Below are 17699 nucleotides of genomic sequence, written 5' to 3' on the forward strand. Positions count from 1 at the left end.
TTCCTGAAGAACGCTGGGTACAGAGGCGCAGTATGCCCTGCCAGTATCGCGCTTTGCATGTGAATCTGCAGCAGCAGGTCAATGAACCTGCTGCTGGCGCAAGGTTTCCAGCACGGTCTCCAGCGCCCGCTCGAACAGCAGGCCATCATCCAGCAGCCGCACCTCACCAAGGCGCAGTGCTTGGGCGAGGCCCAGCATGTTCCACTCGCGGACCTTCATCCCGGTGCGGTTGGCGAATACCAGGCGGTCACTGCTGTCGATACGCGCCACCAGTTTGCAGCGCAACGGCTCGTCATCGTCGAGCACTTCTATCCAGGTGCCGATGCGCAGGCGCTGTACCGCACGTAGCTGTGCGGCTTGCTCGTCGTGCTGGTGCAGCGGCGCACAAGCGGGCTCTTCGGCCATGGCCAGCACGATGTCCTCCGCCACCAGCACTTCGGCCAGAGCCTGATCGCCTGGAGTAGGAGGTAGCTCGCCCCCTGCGCAGGCACGCAGGTGCAGTTGCTCGAGTTGCTGGAAAAAGTCGCGGGTCGCCTGCGAGTCCAGCGCCACGCCGGCCAAACCCTCGCGCAATGCCTTGAGCAGGCCGGGCACTTGCTGCAGCAGGGCCTGCGGATCCCGCCGGGGGATGATGCTGGCTAGCAGCGTGTCCATGGTCGCAAGGGCGTTGATCCACGCCGAAGAGCCCTCACCCTGTTTGAGCCATGCCAGCAGCAGCACCTGGCTCCAGGCTTGCACCAGCATCTGCACGACCGCTTGAGGCAGCACCCGACCGCGCAAGCGCTGGTTGAGTACCTGTTGCACCTGCTGGCGCGCCTGCGCGGCCCGCGCACGCCCTTCTTCGGCATCGCGGGTGCGTTGCTCGAGCAGTTCGTTGCGCCGCCGTTCATCCTGGCTGAAGGCCATAAAGTCCTCCAGCAGTTCGGCGAACAGGGCCGAGTCCTCGGTGAAGTCGTTGAGCAAACGCTGGACGATGCGCCCTACCCGCAGGTGCAGGCTGTCACGCAGGCCTTCGCTACCAGTCTCCCAGCCGATTGAGGCGGCAGCGATCTCATTGAGCAAGCGCCGGGCAGGATGGCTGGCGCGGCTGAACAGCCCTTTGTCGAGCAATGCCACCTTAAGCAACGGGATGTGCAGGCGGGCAATCAGCGCCCGCAGGCTGTGCGGCAGGTTGTCATCGGCCTGGATGTAGTCGAACAGCAGGCCGATCAGGTTGATCATGTCTATGTCGGCCGTGGCAATACGTCGGCGGGTGCCACTACGCACGCTGACCCGCAACAGCAACTGTTCGAGCTGCTGGCCAAGGTCGAAATCGTCTTCATCGAAGGTGGCCGGCACATAGTGCTGCAAATGCGTGAGCAGGCGCAGCAGGTCGGCGGTGCTTATCGGCTGGGCTGTGGCAATAGATTGCAAGCGTGGCGCGATCCTGCCGCGGGCCGGTGCCAGCAGCCCTTGCACCGAGGTGAAGAAAGCCTGGCCGGCACTGTCCGCGCCGGCGGCCTCGTCAGGCCCCAGGCTGGCCGGCATCCGCCGCGAGCTCAGGCGACAGTCCTCGGCACGCCGGCGCGGCGCAGGCGGTAGCTCTGCCAGCACGCCGGCAGCGGCCAGCAACTGGTTGGCTTCGCCATAGAGCACGTCGGTATCACGCAGCACGTAACGTTCGAACAACTTCAGCAGGACCAGTTTGACCCGCAGGCCAACACCCAGGTTACGCCCGGCATCAAGGAAGTAGCCACACAATGCGCCAGGCGCTAGGGGGCTTTTTTGCAGGTCCAGTGCACATTCGAGCAGCGCCTGCAAACGCAGGTTCAACTGCTCCAGGGCAATTCCGTCGCGCGACAGAACGCGCGCAACCATACCCTCTACGGTCGCTGCCCGCTCCTGTTGCGCCTTGTTTTTCGGGTGATCGGTAATCGCCACGAAGCCCAGTGGCTCGGCCTCGCCTATGCGGGCGAACCTCTCGTAGAACGTGTCGAGAAAGCCGCGCTCGATGCTCTTGCGCTTGAGGCGCAAGTCGCGCATGGCCTCGAAATACAGGTTCTGATCGAAACGGTCAGCAGCCTTCTCGGCCATTTCAAAGAGCGTATCGTCAGCGTTGTCGAACAAGGCCTGCAAGCCTTGGCGCAATTGCAGGGCCGCCTTGTCGCGCACCTGCAGCAACAGCATCGGCAGGCAAGGCAAGGGCGTGCGCGCACCTCGATCGATGGCGGCCGCCAGGGGCACCACCTTGCCTTCTTTATGCATCCCGAACTCCTTGCTGGGCGACGTGTTCGATAAAAATGGATAATCGTCAAAGCTATGACGCCAAATACTGGGCGCCATTATCGGTAAAAATGCCGATGCCTGCCAGCACCTCTTCACCCGCCGGTAAATGACTGTATTTTTTGCCAAATGCTCACTCGGCCTGACCAAAGGTCAGGTGCAAGGCGGCTGTAAACAGAGCCCCCCTGCCCTATAATCGCCGGCAACTAGCTTGTGGAGCCGACCATGCCGAACCTACGCCTTGCCGACCTGACCGCCGAGATCGAAGCCAACGTGCGCCGCGCGCTGCTGGAGGACATCGGCAGCGGCGACATCACCGCGCAGCTGATTCCGGCCGAGCGCCTGGCCAAGGCCACCATCATCACCCGCGAAGATTGCGTGATTGCCGGCACCGCCTGGGTCGATGCCGTGTTCCGTCAACTCGACCCGCGTGTGGCGGTGCACTGGCAGGTGGCCGATGGTGACCGCGCCACGGCCAACCAGGTGCTGTTCCACCTCGAAGGCCCGGCACGTTCACTGCTCAGCGGCGAGCGCAGTGCGCTGAACTTCCTGCAGATGCTGTCGGGCGTGGCTACACGTGCGCGCGCGCTCGCCGACCTGGTCGAAGGCACCCAGGTGCAACTGCTCGACACCCGCAAGACCCTGCCCGGCCTGCGCTTGGCGCAAAAATATGCGGTGACCTGCGGCGGCTGCCACAACCACCGCATCGGCCTGTTCGATGCCTTCCTGATCAAGGAAAACCATATTGCCGCCAGCGGCGGTGTGCCCGAAGCAGTAGCGGCAGCCCACCGCATTGCTCCGGGCAAGCCGGTGGAAATCGAGGTGGAGAGCCTGGATGAACTACGCCAAGCGTTGAGCGCCGGTGCCGACATCATCATGCTCGACGAGCTGAGCCTGGACGAAATGGGCGAAGCAGTGCGCATTACCGCTGGCAAAGCCAAGCTCGAGGCCAGTGGCGGGGTGACCGAAACCACCCTGCGGGTGATTGCCGAGACTGGCGTGGACTACATCTCCATTGGTGCGATGACCAAGGATGTGAAGGCCGTCGACCTGTCGATGCGCCTGAGCCTCTGAAGGGGGCGAAACCTGCACAAAACCCAAGACACAAAAAAACCGGCCAGATGGCCGGTTTTTTGTGCGCTGCGGATCAGAACGAGGCGTTGGCCAGGCCGTCCAGGTAGCGCTCGACATCCAGTGCCGCCATGCAGCCGGCACCGGCAGAGGTGATCGCCTGGCGGTAAACGTGGTCAGCCACGTCACCTGCGGCAAACACACCTTCAACATTGGTAGCGGTAGCGTTGCCTTCACGGCCGCCGTTGACTACCAGGTAGCCGTCCTTCAGGGTGAGCTGGCCTTCGAACAGCGAGGTGTTCGGCGTGTGGCCGATGGCGATGAACACACCGTCGACCTTGATTTCGTCGCTGCTACCATCGTTGTTCTTCAGGCGCGCACCGGTCACGCCCATGTTGTCACCCAGCACTTCGTCCAGCGTAGCGTTGAGCTTGAGCTCGATCTTGCCTTCGGCGACACGGGCGTTGAGCTTGTCGACCAGGATTTTCTCGGCGCGGAAGGTTTCGCGGCGGTGCACCAAGGTTACCTTGCTGGCGATGTTGGCCAGGTACAGCGCCTCTTCGACGGCAGTGTTGCCGCCGCCGACCACAGCCACCGGCTTGTTGCGATAGAAGAAGCCATCGCAGGTAGCGCAGGCCGACACACCCTTGCCCATGAAGGTTTCTTCCGACGGCAGGCCCAGGTAACGCGCGCTGGCGCCTGTGGCGATGATCAGCGCGTCGCAGGTGTACTTGCCGCTGTCACCCTGCAGAGTGAAGGGCTTGTTGGCCAGATCGACGGCGTTGATGTGGTCGAAGACGATCTCGGTCTCGAAACGCTCGGCGTGTTCCTGCATGCGTTGCATCAGCGCCGGGCCAGTCAGGCCATGGGGGTCGCCCGGCCAGTTGTCGACTTCGGTGGTGGTGGTCAGTTGGCCACCGGCCTGCATGCCGGTGATCAAAAGCGGCTTGAGGTTGGCGCGGGCGGCGTACACCGCGGCGCTGTAACCGGCAGGGCCGGAACCGAGGATGATGACGCGCGAATGACGTACTTCAGACATGTCGAACTCCTGTCGAGCGGGCCTCAGGGGCCGGCATCGGTATACCGGCTGCGCCAGCTGGAAATTAAAAAGGACCCACGCAGCACTTGGGGAAGGCTACAACGCGCAGGTCCAAAACCTGAAAGTTGAGCGCACTGTAGCGAGGTGGCAGAGATTAAGGAAATATCCTTCGACAATCCACCTCATAGGCATCCTCTATACGTCAATTTCTCCTGTGGAAAAGGCCATGGTGCTTTTGTTACAGGCAGTTTCCCATACGCTGCCCGCCTTTCGTCGGCGCGGCAAAGCCGGTAAGGTCAGCGCGTTTTCCCTTCTCTGCGGAGCGTATCGATGCAAGCCCCTGTCCTCTCTGGCCCCCAGTACCTGCGCGAAGGCCTGAAACTGGTGCTCAGCCCCAATCTGCGGTTGTTCGTGCTGCTGCCGTTGGCGATCAACCTGCTGCTGTTCGGCGGCATGATCTACTTCGCCGGCCACCAGTTCGGCCTTTGGCTCGATGCCCTGATGCCAACCCTGCCGGACTGGCTGAGCTTCCTCAGCTACATACTCTGGCCGCTTTTCGTCGCCTTGCTGGTGTTGATGGTGTTCTTCACCTTTACCCTGGTGGCCAACATCATCGCCGCGCCTTTCAATGGTTTTCTGGCCGAAAAGGTCGAGGTGGTGGTACGTGGCGAGGACAACTTCCCGGCGTTCAGCTGGGGCGAGCTGGTGGCGATGGTGCCACGCACCTTCGGCCGCGAAATGCGCAAGCTCGGCTACTTCCTGCCACGGGCCATCGCGCTGTTCATCCTCTCGTTCATCCCGGTGGTGAACGTGATCGCAGCACCGCTGTGGCTGATCTTCGGTGTGTGGATGATGGCCATCCAGTACATCGACTACCCGGCGGACAACAACAAGATGAGCTGGCAGGACATGCTCGCCTGGCTGCGCCAGAAGCGCTGGCAGAGCCTGGGCTTTGGCGGCATCACCTACCTGGCGCTGATGGTGCCGGTGGTGAACGTGCTGATGATGCCGGCTGCGGTGGCAGGGGCCACGCTGTTCTGGGTACGCGAGCGCAACTGATCCGGGGCCGGCATGCACGGCCCGCCGTAGGAGCGGCCTTGTGTCGCGAAAGGGCCGCAACGCGGCCCCAGCAACATGCGCATCACCGCTGAAATCCAGGGCCTTACTGCCCCAACCGGCTGGAAAACTGCCCGACCGCATCCACAACTTTCTTCGCCCCTTCCTGAATCTCGACGATCACCCCACCGGTATCAGCCGCCAGCGCCAGCCCCTGTTCGGCCTGGCGCTTGCTGGTATCGATGATGTCCACGGCCGCCTGGGCCAGCTGCTCGTTCTGCTGCACCACCTTGGCGATCTCTTCGGTGGCGGTACTGGTACGTGAAGCCAGCTGGCGCACTTCGTCGGCAACCACGGCAAAGCCACGGCCCTGCTCACCCGCCCGGGCGGCCTCGATGGCCGCGTTGAGCGCCAGCAGGTTGGTCTGGCCGGCAATGTCGCTGATGGTCTTGATGATCGCGCCGATCACCTTCGATTGTTTGTCCAGCGCCTGGATGCCTTCGGCGGCTTCCTGCATCGACCCTTCCAACCCCCGCATCACTTCGACGGTCTGGGTGACCACATCGGTGGCCTTGTGCGCACTGTTGTCGGTTTCCAGCGAGGTGTTGTAAGCGATGTCTGCCGCCTGCGCCACGGCCTGCTCCTGATTGACCTGGTCGGTGATCACGGTGGCGAACTTCACCACCTTGTACAGCACATCATGGGCATCGATGATCGGGTTGTAGGACGCCTCCAGCCACACCGTACGGCCATGGGCATCGATCCGTTTGAACCGGTCGGCCACGTACTCACCGCGGCGCAGCTTGTCCCAGAACGCCTGATATCCCGCCGAGTTGGCTTCTTCCGGTTCGCAGAACATGCGGTGATGCTTGCCGCGAATCTGCTCCAGGCTGTAACCCACCGTTTGCAGAAAGCGGTCATTGGCAGTCAGCACCTGGCCGTCGAGGTTGAATTCGATCACCGCGGTTGAACGCATCAATGCCTTGATCAGGCTTTCATGTTCGCGCGAGGTCTCGATGGTGCGGGTCAGGTCGCTGGAGTGCATGGAGAAATGCCTGATGCGCCCGTCACTGCCCTTGACCGGCTGCAGGATCGAACGCAACCAGGCTTCTTCGCCGTTGCCACGCAACAACCGGAAAGCACCGTTGAGGTGTTCGCCGCGGCTGATGGCGCTTTTCATGCGCCGGTAGAAATCGAGCGTCTTCACGTGTTCCGGCACGATGTCTTCGATACTGCGCCCGATCAGTTGCTCGCTACGGTACAGCATCTCTTTCTCGAAGTTGCCGTTGACCAGCTCGATACGCCCTTGGGGGTCGAGCTGGAGCACCAGCATTTCGCTGTCCAGGCTGTTCTTGATCTGCTCGATGGAATGAAGCTCCTCGCGCAGTTGCTGGATTTCTTTTTTGAGCTTGCTGTTGAACATCACCGCTCCCGGAGCGCGTCACCTGATCGAATGCATCTTCATCGGCTGCCTGGAGGGGCTCTTGAGTACTACCCAAGGAAATATTCATCCCGCTGAAGCTGCCGGCAATCAGGCGTCATCGGCGCGTCACAATGCTGTCACATGAGCGCAACGCAGCAAGCGGACACTTTTTTCATGAACACACCTGCCCTGCGCATCACCCTAGTCAGCGAAACCTTCCCACCCGAAATCAACGGCGTGGCCAATACGCTCGGCCGACTTGGCGATGGCTTGCGACAGCGTGGCCACCAGGTGGAGATCGTACGGCCACGCCAGGCCGGCGAATTGCCTGCAGGTGACGATCAGAACCTGTTGCTGTGCCGCGGTTGGGGCCTGCCGGGCTACCCAGGGCTGCAATGGGGCGAAGTGTCGATGCACAAGCTGTTGAGGCGCTGGCGCCGGCAGCGCCCGGATGTGCTGTACATTGCCACAGAAGGCCCATTGGGGCTCAGCGCATTACGCGCTGCCAGGCGCCTGGGCGTGGCAGTGGTCAGTGGTTTCCATACCAATTTCCCGCAGTACTGCGGCCGGTATGGCCTTGGCCTGCTGGCGCGGCTGCTTACCCATTACCTGCGCTGGTTCCACCGACGCACCGCCGCCACCTTGGTACCCAGCGCTAGCCAGAAGCTTGAACTGGAACGGCGTGGCTTCGAACGCCTTGCGTTGATGGCCCGTGGCGTCGACGCCTGCCTGTTCAACCCGGCCAGGCGCAGGCAGGCGTTGCGTGATACTTGGGGGTTGGGTCCTGAAGACATCGCCGTACTGCACGTCGGGCGCCTGGCAGCGGAAAAGAATCTGGGGCTGCTAGGCCCATCTCTGGACGCCCTGAAGAAGACTTATCCACACAAGCGGCTGCGCTTGATCGTGGTTGGTGACGGCCCGCAGCGTGCCGCGCTCGAACAGCAATTGCCCGATGCCATGTTCTGTGGTGCCCAGCGGGGTGAATCACTGGCCGAGCACTATGCCAGCGGTGACCTGTTCCTGTTCCCCAGTATGACCGAGACCTTTGGCAATGTAGTGCTCGAAGCCATGGCCTCGGGGCTGGCGGTAGTTGCGTATGATGAAGCCGCTGCCGCCCAGCATATCCGCCACGGGCACAGCGGCGCCCTGGCCATGCCCGGTGATCAGGTGGCGTTCATCGATGCGGCCTGCTGGCTGCTCGAAGAAAGCGAAACCCTGCGCCGGGTGCGTCTCAATGCCCGCCAGCATGCCAGCCGCCAAGGCTGGCCGGCGATCATCGAGCAATTCGAGACGCACCTTTACAGCGCTTGCCTGGCGGAGCCTGCGGGTACCGAGCCTGCACGCACCGCCCTGGCGGTCAAGCCAAGGTCGACAGCGCCTCGCGGCTGAACGGCAGCACCTGCGCTTCTCGGCCTTCGCGAACCTTCTGCGCCCATTCGGCATCCACCAGCAGTGCCCGGCCTACGGCCACCAGGTCAAATTCCTCATCACCCAAGCGACGCAGCAAACCTTCGAGGCTGGCGGGCTTGGCCACCTTGTCGGTATCGACCATGAACTGCAGGAACTCGCCATCGAGCCCGACGCTGCCCACGGTAATGGTCGGTTTGCCAGTCAGCTTGCGTGTCCAACCGGCCAGGTTGAGCTCGGAACCATCGAACTCCGGCTCCCAGAACCGTCGCGTCGAGCAGTGAAAAATATCCACCCCAGCATCGGACAGAGGTCTGAGGAAAGCGGCCAGCGCCTCGGGTGTTTCAACCAGGCGAGCGTTGTAATCCTGCTGTTTCCATTGGGAAAAGCGGAAGATGATCGGGAAGTCAGGACCCACAGCTGCCCGCACGGCCTGGATCAGCTCGATGGCAAAGCGCGAGCGGCCCGCCAGGTCGCCGCCGTACTCATCTTCGCGACGGTTGCTGGCTGCCCAGAAGAACTGGTCGATCAGATAGCCGTGGGCGCCATGTATCTCCACACCGTCCATGCCGATGGCCTGGGCATCGCGTGCTGCTGCGGCAAACGCGGCGATCACCTCACGGATATCGCCGTGTGTCATGCCGTGCACCAGCACCTGGCCATCTTTGACCTTTTCGCTTGGCCCATAGCCCGGCACTCCGGCGTCCGGCTCGGTGCCCAGGCGGCGTACCGCACCCACATGCCACAGCTGCGGGACGATACGCCCACCTTCTGCATGGACAGCATCGACTACACGCTTCCAACCGGCCAAGGCATCTTCCCCATGGAAACGCGGAACATTGGCATAGCCGTTGGCGGCCGTATGCGCAACCGTGGTGCCTTCGGTGATGATCAGGCCGACACCTGCGGCGGCGCGGCGGCGGTAGTACTCGACCACCCCCTCGTGCGGTACACCGCCAGGGCAGAAGGTACGGGTCATCGGCGCCATCACGACACGAGTCGGCAGCTCGAGCGCGCCGAGAGTGAAAGGCTTGAACAGAGGGTTGGTGGACATGGGGCGCTTCCGTCTGGGGTGAGGAAATGCGCCTGAGATTAGGGCCAGTGGAAGGCGTGGCCCAGCATTATTGATCGGGGTGATTCTGCGGTATCGCTGGGGGCGCGAAGCGGCCCCAGGGATATTCAGCCCAACGCTTTCTCGATGGCTTGCACCACGGCTGGATCATCCGGCGCTGTACGCGGCGCGAAGCGCGCCAGCACCCGCCCGTCCTTGCCCACCAGAAACTTCTCGAAGTTCCAGCTGATATCGCCGGGAAACTCCGCGCCCTCACCCGCCAGCAGGCGGTACAGCGAATGGCGTTGCGGCCCGTTGACCTCGAGCTTCGCCCCCAGCGGGAAGCTCACCCCATAGTTGAGGCTGCAGAACTCCTGGATTTCCTTCTCGCTGCCGGGCTCTTGGCCTGCGAACTGGTTGCAGGGCAGGCCAAGCACGTTGAAGCCTTTACCCTTGAACTGCTGTTGCAGCTTTTCCAGCGAAGCGTATTGCGGCGTCAGGCCACACTTGGAGGCGACATTGACCACCAGCACTACCTGGCCCTTGAACGGTGCCAAAGGCAGGTCCTGGCCGTTCAGCGCCTTCAACGTCAGGTCGTGAAATGCACTCATGATGAATCCCCTCTCAGGTTCCCGGTTGCCGCTGGGGCGAACAGCGCCCACTAAAAAGGCGCTCATTCAAGCCGTGCACCTCCCCGGGAGGTATGTCGGCTTGTCCGAGCGCCTGGCGACTTTCTGAGCTTAGCGCAGAAAATCAGTGGTGATGGCCACCTTCACCGTGGACGTGACGGTGAGCGATTTCTTCTTCGCTGGCATCACGCACGTTGACGACCTTGACCTGGAAGGTCAGACGCTGGCCAGCCAGCGGGTGGTTGCCGTCGACAGTCACGTCGTCGCCGTCCAGGTCACGGATGGTGACGATCTGCATCTGGCCGTCCGGTGCCGAAGCGTGGAACTGCATGCCTACTTCCAGCTCGTCGACACCCTCGAACATGCTGCGGTTCAGGGTGCTGACCAGCTCGGCCAGGTACTCGCCGTAGGCCTCTTCAGGCTCGATGCTGACGTTCAGTTCGTCGCCAGCCTGTTTGCCTTCCAGGGCTTTTTCCAGGCCCGGGATGATGTTGGCGTGACCGTGCAGGTAGACCAGCGGCGCGCCACCGGCGGAGCTGTCGATGGTCTCCCCGGCGTCGTTGGTCAGGGTATAGTCGATGGAGACTGCCTTGTTGGCGGCGATCAGCATGGGGCAAGACCTTTTGCAAAAGTATGTAGAGCGCACAAGTGTAACCAACGCATCGCCCGATTGCGAACGCAGCGCGGCTGCGGGGAGACCCATCAGTCGGATCATCGGCTTTCACCAGGACATCGAAGGCCACTGGGTGGTCGACCTGTCCTGCGGCCACACCCAGCACCTGCGCCACCAGCCACCGTGGCAGGCGCGCCCGTGGGTGCTTGATCCCCAGCAGCGTGCGCAGCACATTGGCCAGGCTTTCGCCTGTGGTTGGTGTGCACAAGAGGCCGATAGCGATACCCTTGGTCGTTGATTCCTTGCAACGCTTATTCCGAGAAGCACGCATGCAGACATTTTTCATTGCGCCGACCGACTTTGGTGTCGGCCTGACATCCATTAGCCTCGGCCTGGTGCGTACCCTGGAACGCGCCGGGCTCAAGGTCGGTTTTTTCAAGCCGATCGCCCAGCCTCACCCCGGGGACACCGGCCCGGAGCGCTCCAGCGAACTGGTCGCACGCACCCACGGTATCAAACCGCCAATGCCGCTGAGCCTTGCCCAGGTCGAGCGTATGCTCGGCGATGGCCAACTGGATGAGCTGCTCGAAGAAATCATCCGCCTCTACCAGCAGGCTTGCGTAGGCAATGACGTGGTGGTGGTCGAAGGCATGGTGCCAACCCGCCACGCCAGCTACGCAGCGCGGGTCAATCTGCACCTGGCCAAAAGCCTGGATGCCGAGGTGATCCTGGTGTCGGCACCGGAAAACGAAGTGCTCAGCGAACTGTCCGGGCGGGTCGAGCTGCAGGCTCAACTGTTCGGCGGCCCGCGCGACCCGAAAGTGCTCGGGGTGATCCTCAACAAGGTCCGCACCGATGAAAGCATGGCCGAGTTCGCCGCGCGCCTGCGCGAGCACTCGCCGCTGCTGCGCGGCAACGACTTCAGGCTGCTCGGCTGCATCCCCTACCAATCCGAACTCAACGCCCCGCGCACCCGCGATGTGGCTGACCTGCTTGGCGCCCAAGTGATCAATGCCGGTGACTACGAGCAACGGCGCATGAACAAGATCATCATCTGTGCGCGCACCGTGGCCAATACCGTGCCACTGCTTACCCCCGGCACTTTGGTGGTAACCCCGGGCGACCGCGACGACATCATCCTGGCCGTGAGCCTGGCCGCGATCAATGGCGTGCCCCTGGCCGGCCTGCTACTGACCAGCGACAGCAAGCCCGATGCACGCATCCTCGGTTTGTGCCGCGGCGCCCTGCAGGCTGGCCTGCCGATCCTCTCGGTCAGCACCGGTTCGTACGACACGGCCAACCAGCTCAACTCGCTCAACCGCGAGATTCCGGTGGACGACCGTGAGCGCGCCGAATTCATCACCGATTTTGTCGCCAGCCACCTCGACGCTGCATGGCTGCACCAGCGCTGCGGTACCCCCCGTGAGTTGCGCCTGTCGCCGGCGGTGTTCCGCTACCAGCTGATACAGCGGGCGCAGCAGGCCAACAAACGTATTGTCCTGCCCGAAGGCGCCGAGCCGTTGCTGGTGCAGGCGGCTGCGATCTGCCAGGCGCGCGGCATCGCACGGTGCGTGCTGCTGGCCAAGCCCGAGGAAGTCGAAGCGGTGGCCCGTGCGCAGGGGATCACTCTGCCAGCGGACCTGGAAATCCTTGACCCTGAGCTGATTCGCGGGCGCTATGTCGAGCCGATGGTCGACCTGCGCAAAAGCAAGAACCTCAATGCGCCGATGGCTGAGCAGCAGCTGGAAGATCCGGTTGTGATCGGCACCATGATGCTTGCGCTGGACGAGGTCGACGGCCTGGTCTCCGGCCTGGTGCACTCAACCGCCAATACCATCCGCCCTGCCCTGCAGCTGATCAAGACCGCGCCAGGCGCCAGCTTGGTATCTTCGGTCTTTTTCATGCTGTTCCCCGAGCAGGTGCTGGTGTATGGCGACTGCGTGATGAACCCGCACCCCAGCGCCAGCGAGCTGGCTGAAATCGCGCGGCAGAGCGCCGAATCGGCGCAAGCCTTCGGCATCGCGCCACGGGTGGCGATGATCAGCTATTCAAGTGACTCAGCGAGCGACGAGGAAGTCGAGAAAGTGCGCGAAGCAACGCGCCTGGCGCAGGAAGCCGAGCGGGGCCTTGTGATTGACGGCCCGCTGCAGTACGACGCTGCCGCCAACCCGGCAATCGCCCGCCAGTTGGCGCCGAACAGCCAAGTGGCCGGGCGCGCCACGGTGTTCGTGTTCCCAGACCTGAACACCGGCAACACCACCCACAAGGCTGTGCAGCGCAGTACCGATGGCGTCAGCCTGGGGCCGATGCTGCAAGGGCTACGCAAACCGGTGAACGACTTGCCGCGCGGCGCACAGGTGGACGATATCGTGCACACGATCGCGCTTACAGCCATACAGGCCAGCGTGGTGCGTTAAAACCTGGGCTGCTTTGCAGCCCAATCGCCGGCAAGCCGGCTCCCACCGGGATGTGTGGCGCTTGCGATCCCGGTGGGAGCCGGCTTGCCGGCGATTGGGCCGCACAGCGGCCCTCATGGTTTACGGATACTGCTGCACCTGCCCCTGCTGATCATACTGCTGACCGGGAATAGGCTTGAGGTTGACCTCGACGCGACGGTTCTGCGCCCGGCCATTGGCATCGGCGTTGCTGGCAATCGGCTGGTCCGGGCCCATGCCACGCACCGACACGCGCGAGGCGTCCACGCCTTGCGAGGTCAGGTAGGCGCTCACTGCCTGGGCACGGCGCTGCGACAGGTCCATGTTGTGCTGGCGGCTGCCGGTGCTGTCGGTGAAACCAACCACTTCGATGGTGTTCTGGTTGAACTGTTTGAACGAGGTCGCCAGGTTGTTCAGCGGCGAGTAGAAGCTTGGCGCGATGTTCGCCGAATCGGTGGCGAACGTGATGTTGCCTGGCATGATCAGCTTGATCTGGTCACCCTGGCGCTGCACTTCGACGCCGGTGTTGGCCATCTGGGCACGCAGTTCGGCTTCCTGCTTGTCGGCGTAGTAACCGTAACCGGCAGCGGCAGCACCTACCGCAGCGGCGCCGATCAGCGCGCCCTTGCCCCGGTTGTCGTGGTCGATGGCGGCACCGGCGATGGCGCCGGCCAGCGCGCCCAGGCCGCCGTACTTGGCGGTCTTGCTCATCCCGGTCGACCCACCCTGCGCCTGACCTTGGCTGTCGTAGGGGTTCTGGCCGGCACAGCCGGTCATCAGGGCTGCAGCGGTTGCGACGATAATCAGGCGACGCATGGTGAACATGGACAAGCTCCTACAAGAATTCGTGTATGCGGCAAATCATGAATGCATTTATGCCAGCCTTGGATCGCGCTTGAGCGAAAAAATTCCATGACAGGCTGTTTATGCCGGCTCAGGCCCGCACGAAGGGGTTCTCGCGCATTTCGTCACCCAGCCGCGTATCGGGGCCGTGGCCGGTGACCACGATTGCATCCTCATCCAGACGATACAGCCGCTCCTTGATCGAGCGAACGATAGCCCGCTGATCGCCGCCCCACAAATCGGTGCGGCCAATGCCACGGCGGAACAGGGTGTCACCGGCAACCAACAGCTTGGCGTCAGCGAACCAGAAACTCATCGAACCCGGCGTATGCCCGGGCGTGTGCAACGCCACGCCACAGCCGCAGGCCAGCGCTTCATCGTCACCCAGCCAGCGATCTGGCGAGGGCACCGGGGTATAAGGGACGCCGAACATCTGGCACTGCATCTCAAGGTTGTCCCACAGCACTTGGTCGTCCTTGTGCAGGTGCAAGGTCGCACCAGTGAGCTCCTTGAGCTTGCCCGAGGCGAGGAAATGATCGAAGTGCGCATGGGTATGGATGATGCTCACCAAGGTCAGGCCGTGGGCCTGCAGGCGGGCGAGGATCTTGTCCGGGTCACCACCCGGGTCGACGACGATGGCCTTTTTGGTAAGCGGGTCGCCGATCAGGGTGCAGTTGCACTGCAAAGGCCCGACGGGGAAGGTTTCGCGGATGAGAGCTAGCGACGCTTTTTCCATGAATGACCACAGCAATCAATTGAATAAAGTTTGAACACGAGCCAGCGCATCGAGGATCACGACCTCGGGTACCGACTCGACCCGTTTGGCGCCTCTGGCTTCAAGGTCGACCGTGCGAATCTGGTTGCAGAGCACTACGCCTTGGGTCTGGGTGCCCGCACCACTGAGGGTAACCGCAAAACCCGCATGCCTTGCGAAATCCCCACCTTGGGATATGGGAACGATCACGGCCAGCCCGCAAGCATTGAATGCTGCTGGCGTGACAACCAGGGCTGGGCGCCCGGCCCCTTGCTGCTCGCGACCGATGGTAGGGTCGAGATTGACCCGAACAATATCGCCTCGGCCGAATTTAGCCCGCTTCACACTTCACGCCCCACTGGACGCATGGCGTTCCAGTCAGCCATGTCCTCGGGCTCCGGTGCATTCAGGTCACATTGTGCCATCAGCTCTTCAAGTGTGTATCTGGGATTGGCCCTGACAGGTTTGAGGACCATGGTCTCGCCTTGCGTGTCCAGGCTAAGTGTGGAGCCGACGCCAAGATGCATCTGTTTAAGCACTGTTGCCGGCAAACGAATCGCCGCACTGTTGCCCCACTGCTGAATCTTTATCTGCATGAGTATCTCCCAAGGTAGATACATAGTAGAAACCCTCCAAGTGAATGCAAGTAAAATGTAGAAACTTCGTATCTACATTGTCACTTGTCAGGCCCCGATAAAAGCCCGCATTCCACGAGTAGGAGATGCCTCACAATGCCTTGGGAATCGACTTACAACCGGCCATGGCGGCACTACGGACCATGCGATCCGCCACCAGGCTTTACGGCAAATACAACCTGAACAATCCCCCGCCAAGCGCCCCACCATTAGCGATCTCGATTCGCCCGCGCACGCCATCGCGCTCATGCAGCGCAGCGATGCGTGCCGCGAAATAAAGGCCAAGTCCGGTGCTGCCGCTCTGCGCATCGATGCCCTGTACATAATCCTGCTGCCGCTCGAGCATGCGTGCCGGGTAGCCAGGGCCGTCATCATTGACGCTGATCACCAATTGCTCGTTTTCTTCGGCGATGCTGATCAACAGCGCATGCCCGGCATAGCGGGTGGCGTTGGTGATCACATTGGCGATCACCGAAGCGACCAGTTCCCGATCGAAGAAACCCAGCGGATTTTCGCTGTCGATGCGCCAGGTGGCGAGGATATCGTTGTGCTCAAGCACTTGCTGATGAGCCGCCAGTTGCGCTTCGATGAAGTCGTCCAGCTCGTGATAGTCCGGGCACACCGGCAACTGGTTGACGCCCAGTTTGTACAGCCCCAGCATTTGCACCAGCATGCCATTGAGGTGGCGGAATTCGTGTTCGATCACGCCCAGCTCGGTGCCCCCGCGCAACTCCTCGGGCAGGCGCGCCAGCCACTGGTCGTGGGACTGGATCAGCGCTGACAACGAGTTTTTCAGGTCGTGCACGGTGGAGGCGATCACCGTGGAAAAATCCAGCCCCTGGTTGTCCTGGCTCATGCGCCGAACACCTTGATGTGCAGTTTGCGGTAGCGATCATACCGGCTGTCGCTGGCAGGAATACCCGCGACGCTGGTCAGGCAGTTGCGACACTCCTGCAGGATTGCTGGCGGTGCGGCCTCGCCACCGATGCGCAACAGCGCCTGGGCAGTGTTGAGGGCAATGCTGATGTTCTTAGGTTGCAGTGAAAGGGCCTTGCGGAACATCTGCAAGGCTTCACTGAGCTGCCCGGCCTGATAGCTGCGCACACCCTGACGGTTGAGGTCGACCGCTTCGGTGACGGCCCCGAGCACAGCGGGGTCATCCGTCAGCTTGGCCACACTCTGCATGACCTTGGGGTCATCGCCGTAGGTTTCAACACAGCCTTTGAGGATGGTACCACCGGCGCCTTCCTGGCCCAGCGACTGAAGCTGTTTGGCCACGGTCAGCGCGGCTTCGACCGAGAAGAACTGGTCCATCTTGTCCAGCCGCTGCAGGGACTGCTCGGTCAGCTTGGCTGCGGTCTCTGAATCACCGGCCTGCTGAAGGCTGGCCGCTTTCATCAAGCGCGCACGCACTTGCAGGCCCTGATCCTCGACGTTGTCCTTGGCCACTTCGCTGAGCACGGTGTTGATCTCGACCCGGGTACGTGCATCCAGGCCGAAGCCGGCGTTCTTGTTCATCAAAGCCTGGACCAGCCCAAGGTTGCTCTCAGCATCCTTGTAGCGCGAGCTCTGGCCTTGGTTCACCGCGTGGCGAAATGCCTTCGAGGCGCCTTCGAAGTCTTCGTTGTCCAACGCCAGTTTGCCCAGCGCGGCCTGTCGCCTTACCGCCAGAGGTGAAAGGCGCACGGCTTCTTCGAGCATGTTTTGCGCGCGCTTGGTCTCACCCTGGGCCACCAGCACGTCGGCCATGCCGTCGTACAGGCTCGGCATGATTGGAAAAGCCTTGAGCGCCTGCTCATAAACGCCCTGGGCCTGGGCATGCTGGCCACGCTTGTGCATCAGGCTGCCCAACGCCGCATACACCCACGGCTGCGGACGGCTGGCGAGAATGCCCTTGAGGAACTTTTCCAGCTCGTCGAAGCGGTTGAGATCTCGCAGAGCATCAGCCCGGTAACGCAGGCACAGGGGCGCGAAACGCGGGTCCTTTTTGCACAACTCGGCGCACGCTGCCAGCACTTCGGCCGGGCGGCCACGGTCCAGGGCCTGAAGGATCGGCTTGAGCAAGGCCTTGCGTTGCGTCAGCTTGTCGAGGCGCTGGGCCAGACCTACCCGGTTGAACGGTTTGGTCAGGTAGGCATCGGGCTCGTGCTCCAGGGCGCTGAGCACGATGGCCTGGCTGCTCTCGGCGGTCACCATGATGAACACGCACTCATGGCTGATCAGCTTGTCGAGGATCATGTCCTCCAGCACTTGCTGGCCGTTCTTTTTGCCATCCCCAAGGTGGAAATCCTGAAGAATGTAGTCATAGCGCTTTTGCCCGCACATGCGCAGGGCCTGCTCACCGCTGTCGGCAGTGTCGACGTCACGCACGCCCAGCTCGCGCAGCATGGAGCGCGTCGACGTGCGAAAGTCGGTGAAGTCATCGACGATCAGAAAGCTCTTTTGCCCGTACTGCAGCATCAACACGACCTGTATTGGATG

17 protein-coding genes are annotated in these 17699 nt (G+C 62.3%); 5 read left to right on the plus strand and 12 right to left on the minus strand.

Annotated elements, in window-relative coordinates; translation table 11 throughout:
* Nucleotides 1–78: 78 nt before the first annotated feature.
* A complete protein-coding gene (locus tag JET17_RS22410) occupies nucleotides 79–2244 on the minus strand; it encodes a DUF1631 domain-containing protein (RefSeq protein WP_012316213.1) in 2166 nt (721 codons plus the stop codon).
* Between the two features lie 243 nt (nucleotides 2245–2487).
* Here JET17_RS22410 and nadC point away from each other — a divergent pair, with 243 nt between their 5' ends.
* Nucleotides 2488–3336, plus strand: coding sequence for a carboxylating nicotinate-nucleotide diphosphorylase (gene nadC, locus JET17_RS22415; protein WP_012316214.1), 849 nt, complete (start codon nucleotides 2488–2490; stop codon nucleotides 3334–3336).
* Nucleotides 3337–3409: 73 nt separating this feature from the next.
* On the opposite strand, the gene trxB is transcribed toward nadC, so the two are convergent.
* Nucleotides 3410–4372 (minus strand): thioredoxin-disulfide reductase, encoded by a 963-nt coding sequence (gene trxB / locus JET17_RS22420; RefSeq protein WP_003247318.1) that lies wholly within the window; start codon nucleotides 4370–4372, stop codon nucleotides 3410–3412.
* A 330-nt stretch (nucleotides 4373–4702) separates the two neighbouring features.
* Between trxB and cysZ the strand changes: the two genes are divergently transcribed.
* Entirely contained in the window at nucleotides 4703–5431 is a 729-nt protein-coding gene (gene cysZ / locus JET17_RS22425; protein WP_012316215.1) for a sulfate transporter CysZ, read from the plus strand.
* A gap of 103 nt (nucleotides 5432–5534) precedes the next feature.
* Here the strand turns inward: cysZ and JET17_RS27545 are convergent, their stop codons facing one another.
* Nucleotides 5535–6851 carry a methyl-accepting chemotaxis protein gene (locus tag JET17_RS27545; protein WP_012316216.1) on the minus strand — a complete coding sequence of 439 codons (1317 nt, stop codon included), beginning with the start codon at nucleotides 6849–6851 and terminating at the stop codon, nucleotides 5535–5537.
* Nucleotides 6852–7025: 174 nt separating this feature from the next.
* On the opposite strand from JET17_RS27545, the gene JET17_RS22435 reads away from it, so the two are divergent.
* Complete coding sequence (locus JET17_RS22435) at nucleotides 7026–8240, plus strand: glycosyltransferase family 4 protein (RefSeq protein ID WP_012316217.1); 1215 nt, start codon at nucleotides 7026–7028, stop codon at nucleotides 8238–8240.
* Here JET17_RS22435 and JET17_RS22440 read toward each other — a convergent pair.
* The 3 genes from JET17_RS22440 to JET17_RS22450 form a co-directional block, all read right to left on the minus strand.
* Complete coding sequence (locus tag JET17_RS22440; RefSeq protein ID WP_012316218.1) at nucleotides 8209–9312, minus strand: NADH:flavin oxidoreductase; 1104 nt, start codon at nucleotides 9310–9312, stop codon at nucleotides 8209–8211. The two genes, JET17_RS22435 and JET17_RS22440, sit on opposite strands and share 32 nt — an antisense overlap.
* 125 nt (nucleotides 9313–9437) lie before the next feature.
* Entirely contained in the window at nucleotides 9438–9920 is a 483-nt protein-coding gene (locus JET17_RS22445; RefSeq protein ID WP_012316219.1) for a glutathione peroxidase, read from the minus strand.
* Nucleotides 9921–10062: 142 nt separating this feature from the next.
* The gene (locus JET17_RS22450; RefSeq protein ID WP_012316220.1) at nucleotides 10063–10548 is read right to left on the minus strand and encodes an FKBP-type peptidyl-prolyl cis-trans isomerase; all 486 of its coding nucleotides are present in this window, start codon (nucleotides 10546–10548) and stop codon (nucleotides 10063–10065) included.
* Here JET17_RS22450 and JET17_RS22455 point away from each other — a divergent pair.
* Together JET17_RS22455 and pta are read left to right on the plus strand one after the other, a co-directional pair.
* Nucleotides 10547–10849 (plus strand): DUF3565 domain-containing protein, encoded by a 303-nt coding sequence (locus JET17_RS22455; RefSeq protein ID WP_080516522.1) that lies wholly within the window; start codon nucleotides 10547–10549, stop codon nucleotides 10847–10849. The two genes, JET17_RS22450 and JET17_RS22455, sit on opposite strands and share 2 nt — an antisense overlap.
* Nucleotides 10850–10880: 31 nt before the next feature.
* Nucleotides 10881–12968 (plus strand): phosphate acetyltransferase, encoded by a 2088-nt coding sequence (pta, locus tag JET17_RS22460; RefSeq protein WP_012316221.1) that lies wholly within the window; start codon nucleotides 10881–10883, stop codon nucleotides 12966–12968.
* Between the two features lie 120 nt (nucleotides 12969–13088).
* Here pta and JET17_RS22465 read toward each other — a convergent pair whose 3' ends face one another.
* From JET17_RS22465 to JET17_RS22490, 6 genes are all read right to left on the minus strand, one after another.
* A complete protein-coding gene (locus JET17_RS22465) occupies nucleotides 13089–13811 on the minus strand; it encodes an OmpA family protein (RefSeq protein ID WP_012316222.1) in 723 nt (240 codons plus the stop codon).
* Between the two features lie 109 nt (nucleotides 13812–13920).
* Nucleotides 13921–14565 (minus strand): MBL fold metallo-hydrolase, encoded by a 645-nt coding sequence (locus JET17_RS22470; protein WP_012316223.1) that lies wholly within the window; start codon nucleotides 14563–14565, stop codon nucleotides 13921–13923.
* Nucleotides 14566–14580: 15 nt separating this feature from the next.
* A complete protein-coding gene (locus JET17_RS22475; RefSeq protein ID WP_012316224.1) occupies nucleotides 14581–14928 on the minus strand; it encodes a type II toxin-antitoxin system ChpB family toxin in 348 nt (115 codons plus the stop codon).
* Nucleotides 14925–15203, minus strand: a complete 279-nt coding sequence (locus JET17_RS22480) for an AbrB/MazE/SpoVT family DNA-binding domain-containing protein (RefSeq protein WP_012316225.1) — start codon at nucleotides 15201–15203, stop codon at nucleotides 14925–14927. The genes JET17_RS22475 and JET17_RS22480 overlap by 4 nt, the downstream gene beginning before the upstream one ends.
* 178 nt (nucleotides 15204–15381) lie before the next feature.
* Nucleotides 15382–16074, minus strand: a complete 693-nt coding sequence (locus JET17_RS22485; protein ID WP_012316226.1) for a sensor histidine kinase — start codon at nucleotides 16072–16074, stop codon at nucleotides 15382–15384.
* Nucleotides 16071–17678, minus strand: a complete 1608-nt coding sequence (locus tag JET17_RS22490) for a tetratricopeptide repeat-containing response regulator (protein WP_012316227.1) — start codon at nucleotides 17676–17678, stop codon at nucleotides 16071–16073. The genes JET17_RS22485 and JET17_RS22490 overlap by 4 nt, the downstream gene beginning before the upstream one ends.
* Between the last annotated feature and the right edge of the window lie 21 nt (nucleotides 17679–17699).

Origin of the sequence: Pseudomonas putida, from assembly GCF_016406145.1 — a bacterium.
Lineage (GTDB): Bacteria > Pseudomonadota > Gammaproteobacteria > Pseudomonadales > Pseudomonadaceae > Aquipseudomonas > Aquipseudomonas putida_E.